Source organism: Granulicatella seriolae (assembly GCF_024543085.1).
Classification (GTDB): domain Bacteria; phylum Bacillota; class Bacilli; order Lactobacillales; family Aerococcaceae; genus Granulicatella; species Granulicatella seriolae.
The window spans coordinates 1-25762 of record NZ_JANHNZ010000001.1 but is presented as its reverse complement, the minus strand read 5'-3'; the positions used below and the strand labels follow the sequence as shown (position 1 = coordinate 25762).

At 37.1% G+C, this 25762-nt stretch carries 22 protein-coding genes; 18 read left to right on the top strand and 4 right to left on the bottom strand.

Annotated elements, in window-relative coordinates:
* Window positions 1–76: 76 nt before the first annotated feature.
* A complete protein-coding gene (locus NPA36_RS00110) occupies window positions 77–3730 on the top strand; it encodes a PD-(D/E)XK nuclease family protein (protein ID WP_256944088.1) in 3654 nt (1217 codons plus the stop codon).
* The gene (gene addA, locus NPA36_RS00105; RefSeq protein ID WP_256944087.1) at window positions 3720–7532 is read left to right on the top strand and encodes a helicase-exonuclease AddAB subunit AddA; all 3813 of its coding nucleotides are present in this window, start codon (window positions 3720–3722) and stop codon (window positions 7530–7532) included. The genes NPA36_RS00110 and addA overlap by 11 nt, the downstream gene beginning before the upstream one ends.
* Window positions 7533–7613: 81 nt before the next feature.
* On the opposite strand, the gene NPA36_RS00100 is transcribed toward addA, so the two are convergent.
* The 4 genes from NPA36_RS00100 to NPA36_RS00085 are packed head-to-tail and all read right to left on the bottom strand — an operon-like array spanning window position 7614 to window position 11587.
* Window positions 7614–8906: a putative glycoside hydrolase gene (locus tag NPA36_RS00100; RefSeq protein ID WP_256944086.1), complete on the bottom strand. Its 1293-nt coding sequence runs from the start codon at window positions 8904–8906 to the stop codon at window positions 7614–7616.
* Complete coding sequence (locus NPA36_RS00095) at window positions 8906–10126, bottom strand: putative glycoside hydrolase (protein WP_256944085.1); 1221 nt, start codon at window positions 10124–10126, stop codon at window positions 8906–8908. Before NPA36_RS00095 ends, NPA36_RS00100 begins: the two co-directional genes overlap by 1 nt.
* The gene (locus tag NPA36_RS00090) at window positions 10123–10935 is read right to left on the bottom strand and encodes a polysaccharide deacetylase family protein (RefSeq protein WP_256944084.1); all 813 of its coding nucleotides are present in this window, start codon (window positions 10933–10935) and stop codon (window positions 10123–10125) included. The genes NPA36_RS00095 and NPA36_RS00090 overlap by 4 nt, the downstream gene beginning before the upstream one ends.
* A gap of 13 nt (window positions 10936–10948) precedes the next feature.
* A complete protein-coding gene (locus tag NPA36_RS00085; protein ID WP_256944083.1) occupies window positions 10949–11587 on the bottom strand; it encodes a YkyA family protein in 639 nt (212 codons plus the stop codon).
* Between the two features lie 314 nt (window positions 11588–11901).
* Here NPA36_RS00085 and lspA point away from each other — a divergent pair, with 314 nt between their 5' ends.
* From lspA to NPA36_RS00005, 16 genes are all read left to right on the top strand, one after another.
* The gene (gene lspA / locus NPA36_RS00080) at window positions 11902–12366 is read left to right on the top strand and encodes a signal peptidase II (protein WP_256944082.1); all 465 of its coding nucleotides are present in this window, start codon (window positions 11902–11904) and stop codon (window positions 12364–12366) included.
* A complete protein-coding gene (locus NPA36_RS00075; protein WP_256944081.1) occupies window positions 12356–13273 on the top strand; it encodes an RluA family pseudouridine synthase in 918 nt (305 codons plus the stop codon). The genes lspA and NPA36_RS00075 overlap by 11 nt, the downstream gene beginning before the upstream one ends.
* A gap of 310 nt (window positions 13274–13583) precedes the next feature.
* Window positions 13584–14123 carry a bifunctional pyr operon transcriptional regulator/uracil phosphoribosyltransferase PyrR gene (pyrR, locus tag NPA36_RS00070; protein ID WP_256944080.1) on the top strand — a complete coding sequence of 180 codons (540 nt, stop codon included), beginning with the start codon at window positions 13584–13586 and terminating at the stop codon, window positions 14121–14123.
* 160 nt (window positions 14124–14283) lie between these two features.
* Window positions 14284–15207: an aspartate carbamoyltransferase catalytic subunit gene (locus tag NPA36_RS00065; RefSeq protein WP_256944079.1), complete on the top strand. Its 924-nt coding sequence runs from the start codon at window positions 14284–14286 to the stop codon at window positions 15205–15207.
* Between the two features lie 33 nt (window positions 15208–15240).
* Entirely contained in the window at window positions 15241–15993 is a 753-nt protein-coding gene (gene pyrF, locus NPA36_RS00060; RefSeq protein WP_256944078.1) for an orotidine-5'-phosphate decarboxylase, read from the top strand.
* Window positions 15983–16669, top strand: coding sequence for an orotate phosphoribosyltransferase (pyrE, locus tag NPA36_RS00055; protein WP_256944077.1), 687 nt, complete (start codon window positions 15983–15985; stop codon window positions 16667–16669). Before pyrF ends, pyrE begins: the two co-directional genes overlap by 11 nt.
* A 154-nt stretch (window positions 16670–16823) precedes the next feature.
* On the top strand, window positions 16824–18197 hold the full coding sequence (locus tag NPA36_RS00050; RefSeq protein ID WP_256944076.1) for an Nramp family divalent metal transporter: 1374 nt from the start codon (window positions 16824–16826) through the stop codon (window positions 18195–18197).
* Window positions 18198–18304: 107 nt separating this feature from the next.
* Window positions 18305–18646: a DUF2187 domain-containing protein gene (locus NPA36_RS00045; protein WP_256944075.1), complete on the top strand. Its 342-nt coding sequence runs from the start codon at window positions 18305–18307 to the stop codon at window positions 18644–18646.
* 386 nt (window positions 18647–19032) lie between these two features.
* The gene (locus NPA36_RS00040; RefSeq protein WP_256944074.1) at window positions 19033–19233 is read left to right on the top strand and encodes a cold-shock protein; all 201 of its coding nucleotides are present in this window, start codon (window positions 19033–19035) and stop codon (window positions 19231–19233) included.
* 172 nt (window positions 19234–19405) lie between these two features.
* Window positions 19406–20044: a YrrS family protein gene (locus NPA36_RS00035; RefSeq protein WP_256944073.1), complete on the top strand. Its 639-nt coding sequence runs from the start codon at window positions 19406–19408 to the stop codon at window positions 20042–20044.
* A gap of 32 nt (window positions 20045–20076) precedes the next feature.
* Complete coding sequence (locus NPA36_RS00030) at window positions 20077–21357, top strand: dihydroorotase (protein WP_256944072.1); 1281 nt, start codon at window positions 20077–20079, stop codon at window positions 21355–21357.
* 316 nt (window positions 21358–21673) lie between these two features.
* A complete protein-coding gene (locus NPA36_RS00025; RefSeq protein ID WP_256944071.1) occupies window positions 21674–22516 on the top strand; it encodes a GNAT family N-acetyltransferase in 843 nt (280 codons plus the stop codon).
* Between the two features lie 269 nt (window positions 22517–22785).
* Window positions 22786–23604: a Cof-type HAD-IIB family hydrolase gene (locus NPA36_RS00020; RefSeq protein WP_256944070.1), complete on the top strand. Its 819-nt coding sequence runs from the start codon at window positions 22786–22788 to the stop codon at window positions 23602–23604.
* A 10-nt stretch (window positions 23605–23614) separates the two neighbouring features.
* Entirely contained in the window at window positions 23615–23911 is a 297-nt protein-coding gene (locus NPA36_RS00015; protein WP_256944069.1) for an ArsR/SmtB family transcription factor, read from the top strand.
* Window positions 23912–24013: 102 nt separating this feature from the next.
* Window positions 24014–24952, top strand: coding sequence for a tagatose-6-phosphate kinase (lacC, locus tag NPA36_RS00010; RefSeq protein WP_256944068.1), 939 nt, complete (start codon window positions 24014–24016; stop codon window positions 24950–24952).
* Window positions 24953–25140: 188 nt separating this feature from the next.
* Complete coding sequence (locus NPA36_RS00005; protein ID WP_256944067.1) at window positions 25141–25476, top strand: GNAT family N-acetyltransferase; 336 nt, start codon at window positions 25141–25143, stop codon at window positions 25474–25476.
* The last annotated feature ends 286 nt before the right edge of the window (window positions 25477–25762 follow it).

Genomic DNA, 25762 nt, shown 5'->3' with positions numbered 1-25762 from the left:
ATTCAAGGGTACAATAGAGAAGAGTGAAGTAGTGAAAAGCATTTCTTATTTTTAAGCGAAGAGAGGGAATTCTCATATGCCTTTACAAAGAATTTTTATGAAAGAAACAGCAGACTCTAAACACGAAACTGCTAAACGAATCAGACATTGGCTTGATGCTGATAAAAATAATCAAGTTTTTTATATTGTGCCAGACCATATCAAATTTGATGCGGAACTTTCCATGATAAAAGAGGTTGGGAGTCTACAGGCTGGGTCAGAGGCAAAAATAGCAATGACCAAACTTCAAGTTTTCTCTTTTACACGTCTGGCTTGGTATCTTTTAAAAGACAAAGCTATTATAGCGAGGCCAGGACTAAGTAAAGTTGGTCTGGCTATGTTAGTTCAAAAAATATTGGTAGAACATCAAGAAGAGCTACTTCTTTTTCGAGCAGAAGCACATCATAAGGGATTTGTTGAGCAATTGGTTGACCTTTTCCAAGAGTTTCGTCAAGGAGCCATCGAACCAGAAGATTTTCAAACATTTATGGAAGCACAAGTAGATCAAACCAAAACATCTAGTGATTTCATGCAAAGACTGAAGGAATTCGGTATTCTTTATGGTTATTTTCAAAAAGCGTTAAAGAGAGCCTATATACAATCAGAAGAACTTCTACTTGCTTTAGCTGATCAAATTTTACAAACAGATTTATCGCATACGTTAGTGATTATTGACCACTATTATAGCTTTAGGGCGCAAGAACAAATGGTGATTAAATCCTTAGTTGAAAAGGCTCATACGGTAGATTTGCAAATCACGTTAACCCGCCATTCCTTCATAGAAAATGGCAATAATCCACAATCATTATTTTTCTCAAATAGTCAATTGGTCAAACGAGTAAGTGATTTTTTAGCTAGTTTTGGCTTAGAAATAGACTCTAGCTTAGAAATATTGGATAAAAATAGCAAATATCATTTAGACTTTTATCTACTAGAAGACTATTGGTTGCAGACGAGCCATGCCTATCCTTCTGGCAAGGTTACAGTAGAATCACAGCCTTTAGATAGACTGCATCTTGCTTCTTATGTCACCAAACAAGAAGAAATTCAAGCACTTGCTGCTAGGATAAAGGATAAGGTTTTAAAAGAAGGCTATCGTTACAAAGACATCCAAATCTTATCACGTACCCTAGACCAAGATAGATTGCTTTTAGAACCAATCTTAGAAGAATTCAAGATTCCATATTTCCTTGATTCAAGTGAGTCCGTACAAGAACATCCCTTATTTCAAGTTTTAGAAAGTATCTTTGCAATAAAGAATTATTACTGGAGAGCAGACAATATTCTTAACCTTCTAAGAACAGAATATTGTTTTTGGCCAAAATCTGTTACTAAGGAAGATTCGCTAGAGCAAAGTAGAGAAACTCTGGTAGCCTTTAGACAGATGGTAGACACCAGTGAAACAATCATACTAGCAAATGGCTACCAAGGTTCTGACTGGTTAGAGAACAGTCGATGGGCCTACAGCCCACCAAGCCAAGATGAGGAAGGTGATGCTGACCAGGTCCTTGAAGAAACGGTAATCAATGATGTGCAGGTAGCCATTCAGCTAAAAGAAATGGTTAGTAGCTCACTAACTGAATTCTACAAACATTTCAGCCAAGCTAAAACAGGTAGACAAGCAGTGACCCTGCTATATACTTTATTGGAAGACTTAGGGGTCGATCAGGCTATCTTGTATTGGCGAGATTGGTATGCTCAAAACGGACAAGTACAGTTAGCTCGGCAACAAGAACAAGTTTGGGGAGAATTTCTCAACATCTTAGATGAATATGTAGACCTGTTTGGACAAGATACATTTAACGAACTTCTATTTCAACAAATGATTCAAGCTGCTTTTGAACAAATATCCTACAAAATGGCGCCAAGTACTTTAGACCAAGTTCTGTGTACAGGAATTGATTCGATACGCTTTGAGAGCAAAAAGATAACTTTTGCTATTGGTTTGTCACAAGGTGTCTTACCACGGACGGTTGATAATACTAGTCTTTTTACAGACGAGGAAAGAGACCTTTTGACACAAGAACTGGATTCTGGACGGTTTTTAAGACCAAATTCTAGCCAAAACCAATCAGTTGAACCTTATGTTTTTTATAAAATCCTAACGTCTGCCTATGACAATCTTTACTTGTCTTATTCAAAAACACAAGCAGATTCGAACTCCCTTCAAGAAATATCTTCCTATCTACAAAGAATTGCGAACTTCTTTTCAGTACCCGTGGAAGATGGAACAACGCTTTTGAACGAACGATTGAGTCATAGACAATTCAAAAGTCAGGCAGAATTATTCAAGCAACTGTTAATCGAATTCAGGAAAAATAAATACCAACCTGAAGAGAACCAAACAGAGTGGATTCTTTTTGCTCATTTATTAAAGAATCATCCAGACTACAGAGATTCCTACCAGAAGTTGATAGCAAGTGTCTTTCGTATGAATATCCCTCAACAATTACCTCTTTCATTAGCCAATCAATTGTATGGAAACAATCTTTATCTATCTGTATCACAAGTGGAGCTATTTTTTGCGGATCCATTTAGTCATTTCTTACGCTATGGCTTAGCTTTAAAAGAAAGGGTAGAGTTTGAATTAACCGCTGCTAATGCTGGAGACTACTTTCATGAGTCCTTAGACTTGCTTTTAAAGGAAATGAACAAGCAGGGTCTTAATCTTATGGAGATAAGTGATAGTCACTTAGAAGAACTCATACAAAAGCTCTTCCAAGTTCAAGACCAAGATGCACGTTTTATTATTTTATCTTCATCAGAACGTATGAAATTCCTGAAATCACTCCTTCAAAAGACCATTATAGAAACTGCAAAAGCGATTAAAACGCAAGCTGGCTGGACCATGAACAAGCCGTATCAAACCGAATATGTCTTTGGAAATCTAGCAGATCAGGCACAGTCAATCCATGTCACTTATCCTATTGATGATAGCCATTCGATTCATTTGAGAGGAAAGATTGACCGTATTGACCAAGCTCTGGTTGATGGAACACCTTATGTTACGATAGTTGATTACAAATCAGGTACAAAAGACTTTGCTATGAATCAATTTTTGGAAGGCTTACAGTTGCAGCTCTTCTTTTATTTGGATATTGCTAGGAAACTTGTCAATCTGAAGCAAGCGGACTCTACAGTTTCAGCACACAAGCAAGCAAAGCCATTTGGAGCATTTTATGTACGTGTTCAGAACCCAACCTTTGCTAGTAAGAATTTAGAAAATAAAGATTATGAAGACTTATGGCTCAACGCTTTCCGCTATAAGGGCTTGATGATAAATGAGCTAGAAACAATCAGGAATATTGCACCTTTAGCAGAAGATTCTTCTCGTTCAGATGTCTTTCCTTTTAAGTTTAAAAAAGATGGTTCTTTTGCAGCAGAATCAAAAGTTATTGACCCAGGCTCCATGGAAAATATGATTACTTATGTAAGAATGTGCATTATCGAAGCAGGGCGCCGAATTTTGAATGGAGATACTCGTCTTGCACCATTTGATAAGGGCTATACACCATCTGTATCAGGTGCGTATGCGTCGATTTCACAATTTGATGCTAGTAATCCAGAAAATTCTTATCGTAAATTAGAGCAGATCTCTATGCAAGATGGGCTTGAAAAAATAGAGGAAACCTTACGTGCTACACAAGACGATGAGCCATTTAAGAAGGGAGGCCAGACCAATGACCAATAACTATGTAATTCCCCCAAAACCGGCTAACCTACGTGCTACAGAGCATCAGTGGGAAGCCATCATGGAACGTCATCAGAATATATTGGTTTCTGCATCTGCTGGTTCCGGAAAGACCATGGTTCTAGTACAACGTATTATTGAAAGAATTAAGAGTGGCGACTCGATTGACCAGCTATTAATTGTGACCTTTACCGAAGCAGCTGCTAAGGAAATGAAGGAGCGTATCCGTAAAACTCTAGAAAATGAAGTGAATAGTACGCAAGACCAAGAGCTCAAACAGCACTATCTACAACAAACTCAGCTAATGGGTAAAGCAAATATTTCTACCATTCATGCCTTTTGTTTAAAGGTTATTCGGAGATTCTTTTATATTACCAATCTTGATCCAGTCTTTTCTCTTATGAGTGATGGCGTAGAGGATTTACTGCTTCGTGAAAAAGTCTGGCGGGAACTCCAAGACCAACTTTTTTTAGAAGATCAAGATGGATCATTTGCACGTTTATGTCGTTTCTATTCTAATGATCGAAACGATGATGGCATTACGAATTTGATGTATCAGTTGTTTGACTTTTCTAGAGCCAACCCGAATCCAAAAGAGTGGTTGGAAAAATTGCCACAGATTTATCAGAGTGACATGACTTGGGGAAATCATCCGTTAGTAAAAGACTATCTTCATCCACAAATTCAAGAAAGTCTCCAAACTATTGTAGATAGTTATGACATCTTGTTAAGGGATGTAGAACTGATAGCTGGTGCCGAAAAACATTTTGCTCTCTTATTAGATGAGTCAAAAAAAATTTCCAATCTTCTGGAATTATCTAAAGTTATTGACTACAATCTTGTCTTTGACACCCTCAATAACCTTACTTTTGATAGATGGCCTACCTTGAATAAGGCATTTGCTGACAGCAAGGATCAGGTGAATCTTATCAAAGACAAAAGAACACAATTGAAAGAGACTGTCATCTCCCTAAAAGAGACATACTTTTGGCAATCACCACAAGTTCAGATGGAACAATTATCAAACATTCTTCCTGTTATTGAAACCTTAAGCCAAACAGCCATACGCTTTTATGAGACGCTCCAAAAGGAAAAACTTCACTTAAATAAGGTTGATTTCTCAGACTTAGAACATATGACCTTGGATATCTTAGCTACAAAAGATGAAAATGGTCGACAAGCAGCATCCCTATATTACCAAGATAAATTTACTGAAGTATTGGTGGATGAGTATCAGGATGTGAACCGCGTACAAGAATCCATTTTGCAAGCAGTAACGCGCCATGAGGAAGGAAGAGATAATCTCTTTATGGTAGGGGATGTGAAGCAATCTATCTACTCCTTCCGTTTAGCTGACCCAACCTTATTTTTAGGCAAATACAATAAATTCGGTAAAAAAGAGGGTGGTAAGCGAATATTACTAGCGGAGAATTTCCGCTCTCGCTCAGATGTCTTAGACTTTACCAATATTATTTTCAAGCAATTGATGAATACCAAACTTGGCCAGATGGATTATGATGAAGATGCGGAATTAATTGTTGGAAATACCGCGTATTCACAGGCCCATGATAAGGCTACAGAGATTCTAATTGTGGAGAAAGCAGACTTAAAAGAAGACAATGACGACGAAATAATACTAGATGATTTAGGGCAAGAAGGCTTTGATTCAGCAGCAGAAGCTGAAATTAATCTTATTGCCATGAAAATTAAGCAATATCAAGAAGATGGCTTTCAAATTATGGACCCAGATACAGGTCAAGAGCGAGACGTGGACTATCGAGATATTGTTATATTAACACCAACCAAGTCCTACAATAGTTTAATAGGTGAAGTTTTTGATGAATATGGCTTGCCAGTTATGCTACAAAAAACAGACCAATACTTTAAACGGACAGAGATTACTACAATGATTTCTGCACTAAAAATTATAGACAACCCTTACCAAGACATCCCTTTAGTAAGTGTTTTGCGTTCGGGAATGGTTGGATTGAATGAGGTTGATTTAGCCCATATTCGGAAAGACAATAAAAAACAATCCTATTTCCAATCCTTACTTGATTTTCAGAACTTGCAAGAGGATGCAGTGGTTGATTACTTCACGGCTCAACAGCTTAAAGAACTTCACGATAAGGTTGATCAGTTTTTAAAAGACTTAATGTCTTGGCGAGACTTTGCCAACAAGCAGCTAATCTCACGTTTGATATGGAAGATTTATCAAGATACACAATTTTTAGAGTACGTTCAAGGTCAAAGCAATGGGAAACAACGGTCCTTGAATTTACATTCCTTATATGAACGAGCTAAGCAGTATGAATCCTCTTCGTTCAAGGGCGTTAGGTCATTCATCCATTTTATTGAACAGATGCAAAAGCAAGACAAAGACTTAGCAGAGCCAGTTGATTTGGCACAAGGGGAGAATGCTATAAGGGTTATGACCATCCATGCTAGTAAGGGACTTGAGTTTCCTTTGGTATTCCTAATAAATGCTGCCAAAAAATTTAATCTCAGCAACCTAAACGAACGGTATATTTTCTCGGATCAATATGGAGTCGGTAGTCGTTATCTGGACTTAGATAAACGAATAGAGTATCCATCACTGATTCATACCGCCATTCGCAGCCAACGGTTACGCCGTGAGCTATCAGAAGAAATGCGTAAGCTGTATGTTGCCCTAACTCGTGCTAGGGATAAATTAGTGATAGTTGGAACAGTAACGAATCGTCAAAATTTTGAATCGGACTGGGAATATGTAAAAGGCGAGACGGATTGGGTTGTGCCGGAAACCTACCGGATTGCCAATAAAGGCTTTTTAAATTGGATAGGCCTGTGTTTAGCCAGAGCGAAAGCTGATTCTGATACAGCAACCCATCATACTATCTTAGGAAGACCGTTTTCCTATTACTTGGAATATTTCCCAATGGATCAATTACAAATGAAAAGTAGGGAATGGATTGCTAACCGCAATAACGATACAATCATTACAGAAGAATCTGTTCTTGAGAGAATAGATCCTAAAGATGTTCAGTTTTATGACTTAAAAGGTCAATTAGATAACCTGTCGAAAACCTATCCTTATCAAGCAAGTAGCCAAACAACTTCTTTTCAAAGTGTTACGGAGATAAAACGACTTTTTGAAGAACCAGGAGATTTAGATTTGCCTAGACCAGATAGTATACTTGTAAGAGAAAGTCCGGTTGAAAATAAATTACCATCTATCTACCTATCTCCAAGCTTAAAACGACCACGTTTTTTACAAGAAGAGGTACAAGTCAAGGCAAGCGAAAGAGGAACAGCTATGCATTTATTGATGCAGAAACTTGATTTAAGCCAAGAAATAAGTGAGGACTATGTTCAAGAAGTTTTGAATAATTTGACAGCTGACGGTATATTCAGTCAAGCTCTTGCAGCATCCATATCAATTGACCAAGTCATAGCCTTTTATCACACCACTTTTGGCAAATGGTTACTAAAAGAGCATAACCGTGTTAAAAAAGAACAAGCTTTTTCCTATGTTCTACCAGCCAGTCAATTGTTCCAAGAATTGCATACCGACCAAAGTGATCATATCTTAGTCCATGGGATTATTGATGGTTACGTCGAACTGGAAGAGGGCATCGTATTGTATGACTTCAAAACAGATTATCTTCAAGCAAAGCCAGAGCAAATTGATAGTATGGTCAAAAAGTACCAAGGTCAATTAGCTGTATATGCAGACGCCTTAGAATTGAGCCTAGGAAAGCCCGTTATTAGAAAGGTTCTGTGTCTTTTAACCATTGGAGAAAATATTGTGATTGATAGCTAGAATAATAGCACATAAGGTCAAGTTTTTAGAAACTTGACCTTATGTGCTTTTAATACTTATTTTTTGTTTAATTCATTTTACCTAATAATCAGCATTCTCAAAATATTCATTTCCAGCATCCCATAATAGGTATTCATTAACTCCGTTATCTTTCAAAGCCTTGATTTGTTGAGAAACTTGGAATGGTCCATAAACTTGGTAAGTTCCGTCTGGTAGGTAGGAAGCTGTGAAGTTTTGCAGCCATGGCCTAGTCGTTGGCGCTTTTTCTAAAGTAGCCAATAGTTTGTTTTCTTCCTGAATATAGGCAGCTATCAAGTCATAAGGGTGTAAATCGGGACTAACAATTCCAAAATAGGCTTCTCCCCAGTGGCTTGGGTAAATCATTGAGGAAACAACATCTACATGTTGAGACATCTTTAAGAAGTTTTGTCCAATCCCTGTTGCCTCGTCTAAGGTTGCTGTATATCCAAAGATATCAACTGACACTTCTACATTATAGAACTTCAATTGTTCCTTAGCATAAGCTAGGAAATCAGTAATAGCTTTAACTCTTTTTTGCCCTAAATCCATATCTAAATTGGCATAATCACCTTGATTATAGGTTAGACGGTCTTCAATCAATTCAAAACCTTCAGCAAAACGAACATAGTCGAATTGAATTTCTTTAAACCCTAAACGAGCCGCTTCTTTTGCCACTTCAATATTGTAATCCCAAACCTCTTTGAGAAATGGATTTACAAAGGCGTGCCCGTTATTATCTAACCAGACAGAACCATTTGGGTTAACAAATGACATCTCTGGATGTTTCATAGCCAAATTGCTATCTTTAAAAACCACAATACGTGCAATAGGATATATTTGATGTTTCTCTAAAGATTTCATCATGGCATCCTTATCTGTGATAGTCACATCCGTATTGGCTTTAATCAATTCATTTTGTGATTGGAAGTCTAAGGTTATATTTCCCAAATCTTCTTTGATGTCAATTACCATGCTGTTAAGAGCTGTTTTATCCAGTAGATCTATGAGTTGGTTAAAATAGCTTGAATTAGCTGAATTAGCGGTAACGTAAATCCCCTTAACGCCATCTGAGGGGTAGGGGATTGTTATAGAACTGTTAAAGGTTAGTCGCTTAGGTAGTTGATTAGGTAAGGTAATATAGTTACTAGGGCGGTAATCAATATGATAACTAAGATAATCGACACCGTCTTCTGTAACTGGTTTCCCTAAACTACTTGCAGTAGCTTCACTTGTCTGGCTTGGTGTTTCTTGTGACTGCCGAAAGAAAACCCAACCTAAAACTACGATAGTACCTAGTAAGATGGTAATGAGTGTTACTTGTAAACGGCTGAAACTGATACGTTTAGTATTCATTAATAGTCAGCTCCTCTTGGGTAAGTCGATGCGGGATTCCATAAGAGGTATTCCGTTACTCCAGAGTCATTTAAAGCTTTAATCTGCTCAGCAATTTGTTTTGGTCCGTATTCTTGATAATTACCATAAGGCAAGCTGTAGTCAGTAAATGCTTGTAACCAAGGTCTTGTGATTGGTGCTGGATTGACATCAGCTAAGATTTCATTTTCAATCTGCATATAGGCATAAATGATTTCATAGGGGTGTAGATCAGGTTGATAAACTCCAAAATAGGCCTCGCCCCAGTGACTAGGGTAAATCATTGATGATACAGCATCTACATGTTGTGCCATCTTAGAAAAGTTTTGACCGATTCCTGGTTCTTCTCCAACAGTTGCGGCATAGCCAAAAATATCAACAGATAGTTTTACACCAAACGGTTTTAATTTATCGCGAATATAGGCAACAAACTCAGTGATAGCCGCGATTTGAGCTTGTCCTTTATCTTGATAGGAAGCGAAATCTCCAAGACTATAGGTCAAGGAGTCTGAAATACCGTCAAATTGTTCAGCAAAACGAACATAATCCAACTGAATTTCTTTAAACCCAGCTTTAGCAGCAGATATGGCAACCTCTGATAGATAGTCCCAATTTGCTTTCATAAAAGGGTTAATGAAAGCTTCGCCGCCTGGATTTGTCCAGACAGTCCCATCTGAATAAGCAAAGGATAAATCTGGCCTTTGATGAGCCAATCTACCGTCTTTAAATGCCACAACACGTGCAATAGGATAAATTTGGTGTTTCTCGAGAGTCTTCATTAATGCATCAGTGTCGGAAATTTCAATATAGGTATTTTGCTTAATCGTCTGATTAGTTGTTGGTAGGCTTAAAGTTAAATCACCATGGTCATCTTTAACGTCAATAACAATGGAATTAAGGGCACTGTTGTCCAATAAATCAATAATTGACACAAGAGAATTACCTTCCATAGCTGAAGCTTGAGCGTAAATTCCCTTAACACCTTCTGATGGGTAGGGAATGGTGATGCCACTGTCATAAAAAAGTTTTTGTGGTAAGTTTTTGGGTATTTTTAAAAGGCTTGAATTTCTTAAATTAATTTTAGGTACCTCATTGGAGTATTCTTCGGCAGAGATTATGCTGAAATCTGAACGAAAGAAACTGAAAAGCGCTAATGCACCTAATGTAAGGGATATTGTTTTCAGTATTGGTTTAAGCTTCATCGGCTTTCACCCACTAAAGGTAGTTCAATAGCTTTAGGGTCAACACTGATGTAGCCTTTTTCTTTGTAGGCATCAACGATTGGGCCAATTGCCTCTGCCGTCCAAGAACGGTCATGCATCAAAATATTAGCACCATTAGAAAGTTCAGGAGCATTGATCATAATTTGTTGAAGAGCTTGTGAAGTTTGGTAGTCTTCTTGCCAATCATAGCCAAAAGTCCACGTCATGAGATAAAGATTTTCTTCTTTCATAACATTAAGGGTATCATCATTGTAACTACCAAATGGTGGCCGGAAAAATCTAGGACGTTGACCTGTGATTTCTTCAATTAAATCAGACGTTTCTTTGACTTCTTTTAATTGTTCTTCATAAGTTAAGGTTGCTAAATCTTGGTGAGTTTGCGTATGATTGCCAATCTCAAATCCCATATCATAAATTTCTTTTAATACGGCTTTTCCTTCAGCATCTAAGAAATGACCATTAACCAAAAATAGGGCATGCGCACCTCTGTCTTTTAAGGTTTTCGCAATTTGTAATGCATGCTTATCAGGTGCATCGTCAAAGGTTAAAAACACTAAAGATGACGTTTCTGAACTTGGGTCATTGGCCTGAACTCGAAAATCACTAGTCATATGATAAAGTTTTTTGGTAACTTCTGGTCCTGAAGTTACCTGACTTGATGTGTCTTGAGTTGTCACTTCTTGACTTGAAGAGCTTACGGTTTGGTTTTCTTGGGTACTTGAATTGGAACAACCCAGTAAGAGACTTGCGCTAGTAACTAATCCTAACAATATTTGTTTTTTATTCAAAGTTTTCTCCTCCTTACTTTGAACTTTCTAATTGAGTTGCTAATCTTGCTTTAGCAATTCGAATAGGTTTGTCAATATTTTTCAGTGGTTCGTTGAGTTTTTCCAATATAGCTTGTCTTTCCATAGCTTGATTGTTTATATTCACAATTTCAGTATTCAAACTATCATAGGTAATAGTTTTCCCAGAAAGTGATTTAAAGAAGACTAATTCACTTTCTAATTGTGGTTCTGCCATAGTTATATAGTCATTCAGTGCAGTCACAATTTGGTTCAAAGTACCTGTAATAATTTGCAACTCGGCTAAAGGCAAGCTTTCATCTTTCTCTTTGGTTAAAGATTCTGCAAATGTAGCCAATTTCTTAGTTTGCTCTTTGAGTTGCTTAAAAGACTCTTTTCTTTTAGCAATGTTCTCAAAAACGGCACCTTTACCAGTTTCAAAGGTTTTCATTTCCAAGTCTTGTGAAATTTCGGCTTCCCAATCACTTTGTAGCTGAGCTTCAACGCTTTGTATGTCGTTGAGATGTTGAATAACGGTTGGTAAGGTATCTTGTACATTTTGTAGGGTGGTATTGACTTGACTGGTCGCATTACCACATCCCCAAAGTAACAAGCTTGCCCCCAATAGTACAACCTTAGATTTCAGGTTTTTCATACGAGTCTCCTTTTATATATATTTATCTATAATAAACAGTACTAGAATAGTCACTTGTTATTATAAGGTTTTTTTTCTAGATATACAAACTTTTCTTAAAAAATGATGATTTTTATGTCTAAATATTACAAAAAGGTATCATTTTTTGATAATTTATGGGTACAACTCACCACTTTGAAACATTTTTGTAACCTTGTGAAATATTAGTATGGATTTTGGTGCAGTTTGGTCAGTCAAGATGTGCCCACTTGCTACTAGCAATCTAGACAGGGGAAAGTTATAATCAAGAATAGGAAAGAGAGGGAATATTCAATATGATTGTTTATTTTGTAATCAGTGTAATAGCTATTATTGTAGATCAAGCTGTAAAATGGTGGACGGTAGCTAATTTTTCTGAAGGGCAGGGTCAGGATTTAATACCTGGCATCGTCAATATTTTTTATATCAAGAATCCAGGTGCTGCTTGGGGAATTTTAGAAGGGCAAATGCTTATCTTTTATGTTATTACCTTCATTGCTGTAGCTGCTATGGCATATCTTATTTTTAAGGACCGTGGAAAATCTGCTCTTGCTTCCTTAGCATATGCTTTGATATTAGCGGGAGCTTTAGGAAATTTCATTGATCGTCTTCGTTTGGGCTATGTTGTGGATATGTTCCGACTAGATTTTATGCAGTTTCCGATTTTTAATGTGGCGGATATGTGCTTGTCGATAGGTGTAGCGCTCTTATTTATTTATACCCTATTTATAGAAGGAAAGGAGCATGCCAGTGTCAAATAACCAATTAACATTTCAAATTAGTCAAGAAACAGGTAGGATAGATAAGGTCTTATCAGAACAGTTTAGGGACTATACTCGTTCTGTTATCCAACAATGGTTAAAACAAGGAGCGGTTAGGGTGAATGAGGTGCCTGTTAAAGCCAATTATAAGGTTCGCACTGGTGACCAAATCACTATTCTTATTCCTCAAGAAGAGGAACTAGTTGTTGCTGCCGAAGATATTCCTTTAGATATTATTTTTGAAGATGCTGATCTTGTGGTAGTTAATAAACCCTCAGGTATGGTGGTTCATCCCTCTAAGGGACATTCTAGTGGCACTTTGGTCAATGCCTTACTTCATCACATTGGCAATCTATCTACACAAGGGGAAAGTTTTCGACCAGGCATAGTCCATCGTATTGATAAAGATACATCTGGTCTTCTAGTGGTAGCTAAAACACCTAAAGCTCACTTAGCATTGTCTAAGCAGTTAGAAGAACACACCATGCAACGAACATATTTGGCAATTGTTGAAGGACATTTTGCCCATGAGAGTGGAACGATTGATGCTCCTTTAGGACGCTCCACCAGCAATCGCTTGAAAAGAAGTGTGCAAAAAAATGGTCGTGCAGCTGTTACCCATTTTACTGTTATAGAAACTTTAAGGGATGCAAGTCTTTTATCCTTACAATTAGAAACCGGAAGAACGCATCAGATTAGGGCACACATGGATTACATTCAACACCCTATCCTTAACGACCCTATGTACCATCCAGCTAGCAAACAAGCTACTTCCTTTGGACAATATTTACATGCAAAAACACTTGGTTTTGTACATCCTACTAGTCAAGAAACTATGTCTTTTGAAGTAGAACCACCAAGGGAGTTTTTGGATAAGCTTGAAGAATTAAGGTTCGACGACTTATAAATATGTTTCTTAGTTGAAAAACTATAGATGAATATAGTAATTTTCTAAGCACAAGAGTCTCCAGCTGGTCGGTCGGAGACTCTTATCTGCTAAAAAATGTCTAATCCTTAACAATGACTTGACTTAGACAGTCATTTTAAGTATGATGAATTCAATTAAATATCCTTTAATCGTGTCCAGAGAGACCATAAGGAAGACCCCATTAACTGCTTATTAGTAAGCTCCTTAGTCTATTTCTGCGACTTTGGAGCTTTTTTTGTAGTCATTGGGGATAAAGGACTTTAATCAATCTGTAGAAAGGAATTGAACTATGAATGAAATCGTAATTGTCGATCAAGCTGCCATGAACCGTGCACTAACTCGAATCAGCTATGAAATTGTCGAACAGAATAAGGGGATTGAAGATTTGGTATTGATAGGTATCAAATCACGAGGGATTTACTTGGCGGAAAGAATTGCCAGCAAGTTACAAAAAAACGAAGGAGTAACAGTCCCTGTTGGAGAATTGGATATCACCTTGTATCGAGATGACATTCATATTGCTGATATAGATCGAGAGCCTACTTTACACTCTTCTAATATCCCAGTTGAAATAAAGGGAAAGAATGTTGTCTTGATTGATGATGTCTTGTTCACCGGTCGAACTGTTCGAGCAGCCTTGGACGCTATCATGGATTATGGTAGACCTAAAAAGATTAGTTTAGCCGTATTGGTTGATCGCGGTCACCGTGAATTGCCTATTCGACCAGATTACATTGGGAAAAATATTCCGACAGCTTTAAATGAACAAATTAGTGTCAAAGTTACTGAAATGGATGGCATGGATAATGTTTCTATTTTAAAACCGTAAGTTGCAAGAAGATAAAATACTTCACTTTAATTGAATCCAGAGAGATTCAAAAGCGTGCGTGCTCTTATATGGTCTTTTCAAATAGTCTAATCAAAAAATAACAGCTATTGAATTGTCATAAGCATTCACCATCAAATACAAAACGATGGAGGAATCAATTATGCAAACAAATCTAATAACCAAGCCCTTAACATTGAACCATTTTTGTAGTGTAGAAAGTCTTAGCCAAGAAGAAGTCATGTCCTTAATCATCCGAGCACAAGAATTTAAGCACGGAGCTACATGGTCTAACAACAAAAATCTTTATGCCGTCAATCTCTTTTTTGAAAATTCAACTAGAACTCATAAAAGCTTTGAAATGGCTGAAAAGAAAATGAATATTGATGTGATTGATTTTGAAGTGGCAACTAGTAGTGTTAATAAAGGAGAAACACTCTATGACACTGTTTTAACCATGCAGGCGCTTGGAATTAATGTGGCGGTTATTCGTCATGGAGACAATGATTATTACAGGGAGCTTATTGAGAGTCCTACCATTCATATTCCAATAATTAACGGTGGCGATGGCAGTGGTCAACATCCGTCTCAAAGCTTATTAGATTTAATGACCATTTATGAAGAATTTGGCTATTTTAAAGATCTTAGAGTAGCCATTGTAGGAGATCTGAAGCATTCCCGTGTTGCCAAATCAAATATGCAACTCTTAAAGCGTTTAGGAGCTAAGCTTTATTTTTCTGGTCCTGAGGAATGGTATGATCCTTCTTTTGAAGAGTATGGGTCTTATCAAGTCATCGATGAATTAGTTGAACATGTAGATGTTATGATGATGCTTAGAGTGCAACACGAGCGCCATATTGGGCATGAGCACTTCACTAAGGAAGAATACCTCAGTAACTATGGTTTGACTGTTGAACGAGCGAATCGACTAGTAGAACATGCAATTATTATGCACCCAGCACCGGTTAACCGTGATGCAGAGATGGCAGGCGACCTAGTTGAATGTGACAAATCACGTATCGTTCAACAAATGACTAATGGTGTATACGCCCGCATGGCTATCTTAGAAGCTGTCTTGAACCACTAAAACTATTGCTAGATTGGAGTGTCACTATCTTTTATGAAGCATAATTCTACAGAAAATCCTTTGAACTATCCTATTGTGGCTTTGGATTTCTCAACGACTCAAGAAATAAAAAACTTTCTCTTACTGTTTAAAGATGAACCACTTTATGTCAAGGTAGGTATGGAACTGTATTACCAAAATGGTCCAGAAATTGTTAAATGGATGAAGGCTTGTGGGCATCGTATTTTCTTAGATTTGAAACTCCATGATATTCCTAATACTGTATATCGTGCAATGAAAGGTTTGGCGGGACTGGATGTTGATTTAATCAATGTCCATGCCGCAGGAGGAACTAGTATGATGCAGGCTGCCTTAGAAGGGGTAAACGAAGGGACTCCAAATGGGTCAAATCCACCTAAACTTATCGCTGTAACCCAACTAACGTCAACTACAGAGGACAAGATGCAAAGTGAGCAACTGATCGAACACAGTTTGAAAGATAGTGTTCTTCATTATGCAAAGTTAACGATGGATGCAGGCTTAGATGGCGTAGTCTGTAGTGCCTTAGAGGCCAAAGATATCCTTCAGGTAACCAGACCGAACTTTATGTGTGTTACACCAGGTATCCGTTTAAGTGGGGGAGCGTCAGGAGATCAAAAACGTATCGCAACACCAGAATTCGCCAGATTAAATGGAGCTTCAAACATTGTAGTTGGGAGACCAATCACCTTGGCCAATGACCCAGTTCAGGTCTATCATCAGATAAAAGATCAGTGGAATGGAGCGATGAAAAACGATGTCAACTAGTACAGACCTAATCAATAACAAAGTACAAGACAACCTTGCAAAAGAGGTTGCCAAGGATCTTTTACAAATCGGAGCAGTAACCTTAAGCCCCAATGCCCCTTATACATGGGCAAGTGGCATGAGAAGCCCAATCTATTGCGATAATCGTATGACCATGAGTTTTCCTGCTGTACGTAACAAGATAGCTAACGGTTTAGCAGAACTAATTAAGGTAAACTATCCTGATTGTCAAGTCATTGCAGGAACAGCAACTGCTGGTATACCACATGCAGCATGGATTGCTAAAGAACTAGATTTACCAATGATTTATGTACGTTCATCAGCCAAAGACCATGGAAGAGGAAATCAAATTGAAGGCTTATTGACGTCGGGTCAAAAAGTTGTCATGGTAGAGGACTTAATTTCTACAGGTGGCAGTGTCATTGATGCAAGTTTGGCTGTCAAAGAAGCTGGCGGTGATGTTCAAGGTGTAGTTGCTATTTTCAACTACCAACTCCCTAAGGGGCAAAAACGCTTTGAAGACTATCATGTTGATTTGCAAACTTTAACCAATTATTCTACCTTAATTGAGGTGGCTAAAGACAATGATGCAATTAATGAAGACCAAGCACAGGTTTTGACCCAATGGAAAAACTCACCCGAAACATGGTTTAAAGATTATTATGAGAATAAATAACTAGCATTCAGGCTAGAAAAGATACCTGTCAGAAATCATAGTTGGTTTTTGATAGGTGTCTTTATTTTGTTATTTAGCTTTTATCGTTTGAATATCTCATGGGTTAGCTATATGATAATAAAGTAGAAATAATAGAATAGTGGGGGGGATAGGAATGGATAATCAAAACCATACCTTAGATAGAAATTCAACTAGTCAAAAAGGCACAAGCCTATCGGAGATTAACAGCACCATTGATATCCCTCAAACCAAGAGCTTTTGGCGAAATCTCATTGCTTTTTCAGGACCAGGTGCGTTGGTTGCTGTAGGGTATATGGACCCAGGAAACTGGGTTACCTCTATTAATGGTGGTGCCAAATATGGCTATCTCTTGTTATCCGTTATTCTAATTTCTAGTTTGATTGCTATGCTCTTACAATATATGGCCGCAAAACTAGGTATCGTAACACAAATGGACTTAGCCCAAGCAACAAGGCACTATACTAGTAAACCAGTCGGATTTGCCTTATGGATTGTTACAGAATTGGCGATTATGGCAACCGATATTGCTGAAGTTATCGGTGGTGCAATTGCACTAAATTTACTGTTTAATATTCCTTTAACAGTTGGAGTCGTTATTACCGTTTTTGATGTCTTTTTACTCTTATTTTTGATGAAGTTAGGCTTTCGAAAAATAGAGGTCATTGTTGTCAGCTTAATTATACTTATCTTTTTAGTCTTTCTTTATGAGGTCATCATTGCCCAGCCAAACGTGGCAGATATACTTATTGGATTCATCCCTCAAGAACAAATTTTAAACAAAGGTCAGTTGGTTATGGCTCTTGGGATTATAGGAGCAACTGTGATGCCTCATAATCTTTATCTGCATTCTTCGTTATCACAAACGAGAAACTTTAAACGAGATACAGATGATGATATTGCATTGGCTTTAAAATACACAACTTGGGATTCTAATATTCAACTTTCAGCAGCTTTTATCGTCAATTGCTTACTCTTAATTTTAGGAAGTGCCTTATTTCTTGGTAAAGGTGAGAGTTTAGGAACTTTCAAGTCACTCTATGACGCTCTGCAAGATCCAACACTGGCCGGAGTCGTGGCTAGCCCAGTATTAAGTACCTTATTTGCTGTTGCTCTGCTTGCCTCTGGTCAAAATTCAACCATTACAGGTACTTTGACAGGTCAGATTGTTATGGAAGGCTTCATCCATTTAAAAATCCCTCAATGGACCAGAAGATTAGTCACTCGACTCATTTCAGTGATTCCTGTACTTATTTGTGCCTTTTATTTTCAAGGTAGTGAATCAGCTCTTGATGACCTTCTCATCTATACACAAGTATTTCTAAGTATTGCTTTACCGTTATCCATGATTCCATTGGTTATATTTACTAGTAGTAAAAAAATCATGGGGGAACGGTTTAAAAATTCCTTATGGATTGCCCTCCTTGGGTGGGTTTGTTCCATTGCCTTAACCATCTTAAACATTCAATTAATTATCGAAACCATGTCATCTTTTTTTACATCTAAATAGGGAAACCAAGGTGGTGTATCGATTTGAAGACTTTTTATTCATAATATGGTATACTGATATAAAGTTGGTTGTTGGAAATTGGCAAGCGCACAGAAAGAGGCGATTGAATGACATTAAAAGTCACGAAAGAAATCAAGAGTACAGTTGAGACCGAGTTAAGAAAAGGAACCAGTAAATCTCGTATAGCTCATCTCTTAGGTGTTTCTTATGATGAAGCTATCCAAATTATTGACAAAATCAAAGCATCGATTCGGCCTGATGTAGGAGATCGAATTCGGTTTACTTTTCGCGAACAAAAAATGGTAGGAGAGATTAATAAGCTATTAACCAATAGTGCAGTTGTTAAAATCAACTGGGAACAATCCAACGAAACCATGCGCGATATTTGTGAAGAAAAAACAATTGTTAATTTTAAAGACATCGTAGAATTTATTCAAATTACGCAATAGCAATAGGGAAAAGGACTTGGTAGAAAGTCCTTTTTTCTTATGGTATTTGAGTCCTCAATTTATCAATCAGAAATCAAGGTAGTGAATTGAAACTAATTTCATTAGCTAGTAATATTTTTCCACCCCACACTGATCATCAATAAACTATCTAACCTATTTTTTGCGCAAATACATCCATAAATAGCCATGAATTAGAACGATTTAACTTTTTTGTTAAGTTTTTTTCATAAAATTTTTGAAATCACTTGCAATAGGTGAATATAGATGATATACTTACTCTAGTGTTTTTGTTAGGTATAGAAAAATGTTTTTTGCAACATTCCAATTCGAACCGTAAGCAAGAATATCAAAATAATTTAGTGCTTCGGCACGAGGAGGAAACAAACATGGAACAAGGTACAGTAAAATGGTTTAACTCAGAAAAAGGCTTCGGATTTATCGAACGTGAAGGCGGAGACGACGTATTCGTACATTTCTCAGCTATCCAAGGTGACGGATTCAAAACTTTAGAAGAAGGCCAAGCGGTTGAATTTGAAGTTGAAGACGGAGCTCGTGGACCACAAGCTGCTAACGTAGTTAAACTATAATTCATTTAAATTAAAAGTTTAGAGGATCGAGAATTTATTTTCTCGGTTCTTTTTTTGTACTTTTTCCTAGCAATAAATTTAAGAAAACTAGTCATAATCATGCATACCACGTTCTTTTCATGGTAAAATAAACAGGTATAAAGTTTATGTAATCTAATTAAGGAGGTATGACATGTCTAGCAATCCTAACGATAAAGAGCAATTAAAGAAACTGAATAACTGGCTGATTGTCTTATTATTTTTATGCACGATAGCCATTGCATTCGTTTTTTATCAGCGTGTCGTTTCGCAAGGAAAAGCCAAAGAAGAAAGTAGTAGTTCACTTGTAGAAGAATCTGTAAGCTCTACATCTAGTGAAGCGGAAGCTACGGTTCAAGTGGGGCAAGCTGATGTTAGTTCAACAAGTCAAGCTCAAGAAGTAAGTAGTAGTAGTTCTAGTTCAGCTCAGATAGAAAGTTCATCAAGTAAGGAATCTAGTTCTTCAAGCTCTCATAGTTCTTCTAGTTCCTCATCTGCAACAGAAGCAAGTTCATTAAACATAGCCCCAGTGGGAACAGCCCAAACCGGTGAACATGTAACCAATTACGAAGATGGCTCTCAAGATCGTATTGAGATTAAGAAAGCTTATCTAGCTGCTTTAGGTAATCGAGTTACAGCTGATACCGTTTTTGAGAATTGGATTGGTAATGGTGGTGACAATCGTGTAGAAGCTACCGTAACGGATACCAGAAGTGGGAATAAGTATATTGTTTTCATGCAGTGGGTTGATGGGAAAGGTTGGAAACCAGAATCGTATAAAAAAATCGACTAATTTAGTAAATATTCTAGATAAGGAGCGAACACATGAGAATATTGTTAAAGAATGCAGCTATACTAGTGGCGGATAATCAATTAGAGCTAAGAGAAATCCTCATTGAGGAGGATTTAATTGCGTCCATTTCACTTCCAGACACAAACAATTCTAATGATGTTGATCAAGTGATTGATTGCCTAGGACATTTTGTAAGTCCTGGATTAGTAGATGTTCATGTCCATTTAAGGGAACCAGGATTTGAGTATAAAGAAACCATAGAGACTGGTAGTGCGGCTGCGGCAAGGGGTGGCTTTACAACGGTTTGTGCAATGCCAAATACAAATCCATGTCCTCAAAACACAGAAATTTTAGACAGTATTCAAAAACGTATTGAAGAAAGTGCGCATGTTCGTGTTCTACCTTATGCAACCATTACGCAAGGTTTGCGTAGTGAACAGCTTGTTGACTTTAAGGCTTTAAAGGAACATGGCGCTTTTGCCTTTACCAATGATGGTGTTGGCGTGCAGACAGCAAAAGTTATGTATGAAGCCATGTTTGAGGCTGCTAAACTTGATATGGCTATTGTGGCGCATACGGAAGAGGATTCCTTACTCTATGATGGCGTTATGCATGCTGGCTACCGTGCTAAAGAGCTAGGCCTACCTGGTATGCTGGCTTTAACAGAGTCTACCCAAATCGCACGTGATATTCTTCTAGCAGAAGCTACAGGGGTTCATTACCATGTCTGTCATGTATCCTCAAAAGAAAGTGTACGAGTTATCCGTGATGCAAAACGAGCAGGTATCAATGTTACAGCGGAAGTCTCTCCACATCATTTATTGCTGTCAGAAGACGATATTCCTAGCGATAGCGCACAATGGAAGATGAATCCGCCTTTACGTTCTCGTCAGGACAGAGATGCCTTATTAGAGGGCTTACTGGATGGAACGATTGACTGTATCGCAACCGACCATGCTCCTCATTCTGACCAAGAAAAAGAGGGTGGAATGGTTGGAGCGCCATTTGGCATTGTGGGTAGTGAAACGGCCTTTCAACTTCTTTATACTGAATTAGTTTTAAATGGCATTTGCACTTTGCAACAGCTGGTTGACTGGTTAAGTAGCATTCCTGCAAAGTTGTTTAAGTTACCTTATGGAAGCTTGCAAGTCGGTTCTGTAGCAGATATTGCTGTTTTTAATCTGAATGATTCATATGAGATTGATCCAGATCAATTCATGTCTAAAGCGAACAACACACCATTCAAAGGGAAAACTGTTTATGGGAAGACGCTTTTAACCATGGTGAATGGTTGCGTGGTTTATCGTGCCTAAAAGATCACTATTATAATTAATAATTAAGGGTATATCACATTTGCTGGAAAGCTTTTTTGTATCGTTAAACTATTTGTAATCGATAAATGATTAGTTTCCTACGATAGTCCAAAGAGTGCTTAGGGGAGTTAACTTTACTGCTAATAAGTGAGAAATTTGTCTGCGCTTAGGACCATCAGGCTAATGTTGAGCAAGATAAAAAAAGATAAATACAGTTGCCGATAAGAATTGAACATTAGATTGTGATACATTGCTTACAAAAGAAGTTGAGATATTAATAGAAAGGTCAGGAAAAATGTACTACAAAAGCTGTTTAATGATTCAAAAAGAACAAATCTATGAAGCCTTTAAAATTGGGTTTTCAGATTACTCAGTGCCAATAAATTTTGGAATGGATTCTTTTTTTGAACGATTTTTTGGATTAGAGGGAAACAGATTGGAACATTCCGTCATTGCCATTGAAGATGAAGAGCCTATAGGGTTAATATTAGGTGGAATTCGGCAATTTGACGGATATAAAAACATGAGATGTGGAACCTTATGTGTATCACCAAAACATAGGGGAAGCGGAGTTAGTGGAAAGCTATTTGATCTTTTTTTAGAAAATGCAGTAAAAAATAAATGTGAACGGCTTAGTTTGGAAGTTTTATCCCATAATAAACGAGCGATACGCTTTTATGAAAAAAGAGGATTTGAAAAGAAAAACAAGCTGCTTTACTACAGTGCAAATACACCCGATGTCTTAAACTGCTTAGCATTAAACGACAATATTCGAATAGTAGAAACGGACTGTTTGGCTGCTATAAAGCTACGTGATGAAATTTCAAATCTCCATATCAATTGGCAGAATGAGACAGATTATTTTTCCTTGGATAAGGAAGCTCGTTGTTTTGCTGCTTACAACAAAGATAATTTGGTGGGTACGTTAGTTATCACAACATCTGGTAAGATATATAACCTGTTTGTGGTTGAAAAATATCGAAGAAAAATGGTTGCCAGCAGCCTTTTGAATTTTTCTATCTACCAGCTCAAACCTGAAAAATTGAACATAGGGATGTCAGACAATATAGATATGAGAGATTTTCTAATGAAACTGAATTTTATGAAGGAAGAAGTAGAGCAATATGAGATGTTTCGATTACTCGATAGACTTGAATAATAGCTAGGAAAAATCCTGACTAGTGATGGGTAGACTTTTTTGTGTAATTTTGAATGCTGTGAATAATCCAGGAAAATAGTATAACTTGAGAAATAAAAGTTCATCTCAAGAAAAATCCAAGTCGTATCCTTGTGATACGGCTTCTTTACGTCTATGGAATAAGAGATACATTTTTGGTACAATATAGAGTACATTACAATAAGGCGTAATATCAATATTTTTTTGCCAATAATACATTCACCAAATAGAAGCAAGAAAGGACAAATTGGATGATCAAACTAATCGCAATAGACATGGACGGGACACTATTATCCAGTGACCGCACCATTTCGCAAAAGAATAAGTCTGTTATTGCTAAAGCTTTAACGCTGCCAGAGGTGTCCATCGTTTTATGTACAGGACGTCCGGCTACAGGGATTCTCCCGTATCTAGAAGAATTACAGTTAACTGATAAAGATGAATATGTAATCTCTCAAAATGGTGCCTATATTTTTCAATCTAAAACCAAACAAGTATTAGCTGAAAAAGTTTTGGATACGACTAAACTTTCGGAAATAGTAGAACTAGCTCAAAAACACCATATTGGGCTTATGGGAGTAGGAGAGGCAGCTTGCTATAGTATTGCTATGGTTCCAACTGACATGATGGTACTAGAAGCAAGAATTGTAGACGCACCACTGATTGAACTTTCATTAGAAGAAGCATTGCAAACCAAATTCCATAAACTACTCTTTATAGAGACCCCAGAAACATTAGATGCTTTTGAACAGATACTACCTCAAACTTGGAGAGAAAATTTCTACATCGTTCGTAGCCAAGGAAATCTCTTAGAAATGATGAACCAGGGGATAAACAAGGCAGAAGCACTCAAAGAACTGGGAGACTACCTCTCAATACCTTTATCCTCCATGATGGCCATTGGAGACGGTATGAATGATATCGAGATGATTAAAGAAGTCGGGTATGGAGTAGCTATGGAAAATGCTGTTCCTGCATTAAAAGCCATCGCCCAAGCGCAGACAAGCTCAAACGATAATGATGGAGTCGCCAATGCCATTGTTGACTGGTTACAATTAGAAAAAGAATAAGGAGTCTGCCATGCAAAGTATTACTAGTCAAGAATTACTTAAAATGAGCCAAATTTTTAAAATTCTCAGCAATGAGAACAGACTCAAAACCTTACATTTTCTCTTTGAAAAAGAACGTTCGGTAGGTGAATTAACGGAACTAACTCAGATGACACAATCAGCTGTTTCACATCAATTAAAGCTTTTAAAAGACCATCAAATCGTTTCTAGTAGTAAACAAGGCCAACAAGTGATCTATTCCTTAAAGGACCACCACATTTTTGAATTGTTGTCTCAAGCAAGAGAGCACGTTGCAGAAGACATTTAACCACTTTTTCTTTAAGTGGTTCTTTTTTTTATTTTCACATTATCATTTCAAGTCATATGCTATACTTAATCATGGGTATAATAAATTTTAGGAGGATAAACCATGATTTTAACAATTACAATGAATCCATCCATTGATATTTCTTATCCAATGGACTCATTTAAGGTAGACACCGTTAACCGAACCAACCGTGTATCAAAAACAGCTGGTGGAAAGGGCTTGAATGTCACAAGAGTTTTGAAAGAATTAGACAAACCAGTTCTTGCAACAGGATTTCTAGGAGGATACTTAGGCAAGTTCATAGAAAATGCCTTAGAAAAGGTCGATATTAACCACTCTTTTTATCAAATCAGTCAAGAAACTAGAAATTGTATCGCTATTTTACACGATGGCAAGCAGACAGAAATTCTAGAAGGGGGACCAACAATTTCCAAAGAAGAAGCTGCTGGCTTTTTAAAGCACTTCACTTCCTTATTGGATACGGTGGATGTCATCACCATTTCTGGAAGTTTGCCAAATGGCTTAAACAAAGATTTTTACGCTCATCTAATTGATTTAGCGGATAATGCGGGTAAAAAAGTACTGCTAGATACTTCTGGCACTACTTTGGAGGAGAGTTTAAAAAATAATAATAAACCATTCTTAATCAAACCTAATCAAGAAGAAATTAGTCAACTTCTCCACAAAAATATTGCTTCAGATTATAAGGAGTTAAAAGCAGACTTGAATTCTCCGTTGTTTGATGGTGTGGAATGGATTGTGGTGTCACTAGGTGCTGATGGTGCTTTTATAAAACACAAGGATAAGTTCTATAAAGCCAATATACCTACTATTGAAGTTGTCAATCCGGTAGGCTCAGGTGATTCAACAGTAGCTGGTCTAGCAGCAGCTATCTATGATGATTTAGATGTTACTGACGTATTCAAGTACGGAATGACAACAGGAATTCTAAATACCTTGGAAAAAGAAACAGGACACATCAATAAAGGTAAGTTTGATGAATATTATCAACTTATTGATGTGGTTGATTATTTAGATTAATAGATTGTACCCAGCTCTTAAAGTTTCCTTTGTGGACTTAAGAGCTGGGTATTTTTTTAACATCTTCAGTTTACTTAGATGAAATTTCTCTTTCATTCTATGATATACTTAAACTACTTAAACGACTTATCAGTTAAACTCAGACTAAATTTTTAGATAATTTCAGTTACTTTAGGAGTAAAGTATTTATGGACAAAAAATTTTCAATAGAACGCTTGTACCAACTTGACTATGATATTCTTCAAACATTTTTATATGAAGCAATTTTTCAACCTGATCCTAAAAATATCATTCCTTTTTCAATTGTAGAACAACCAGATTTGAGAAAGTATATTGATAATTTTGGCGAGCAAAAAGGGGACTATGCAATCGGAGTTTTAGACGGAGATACTATTGTTGGTTTAGTATGGGTGAGATTGGTTAAGGGCTATGGGCATATTGATACCAATACACCGGAATTAAATATTGCTATTTTGAAGTCTTATCGAGGACAAAAATTGGGAAGCATATTAATTAGTGACTAAAACTTGAAACATCAAAAAGCGTGTCTAACCCTTGATATACCTAACTTTTACGCCATAAAAATAGCATGAACCTCTCCAACTTGGTAAAATAGAGTTGTTCAAAAACCATCTACCAAGGAGTGTTCATGCCATGTCTATTATACCATCAAATAACTCAAATAAAAACGATATTTCGTCATCCATCGATCATTTTTTCAAACGCTTTAATGCATCAGCTATTGCTAGAAAATCGAATGCACAAAAATCAAAAGGCGTCAGTTTTTTAGTTCTTTTTAGCTACCTGGTG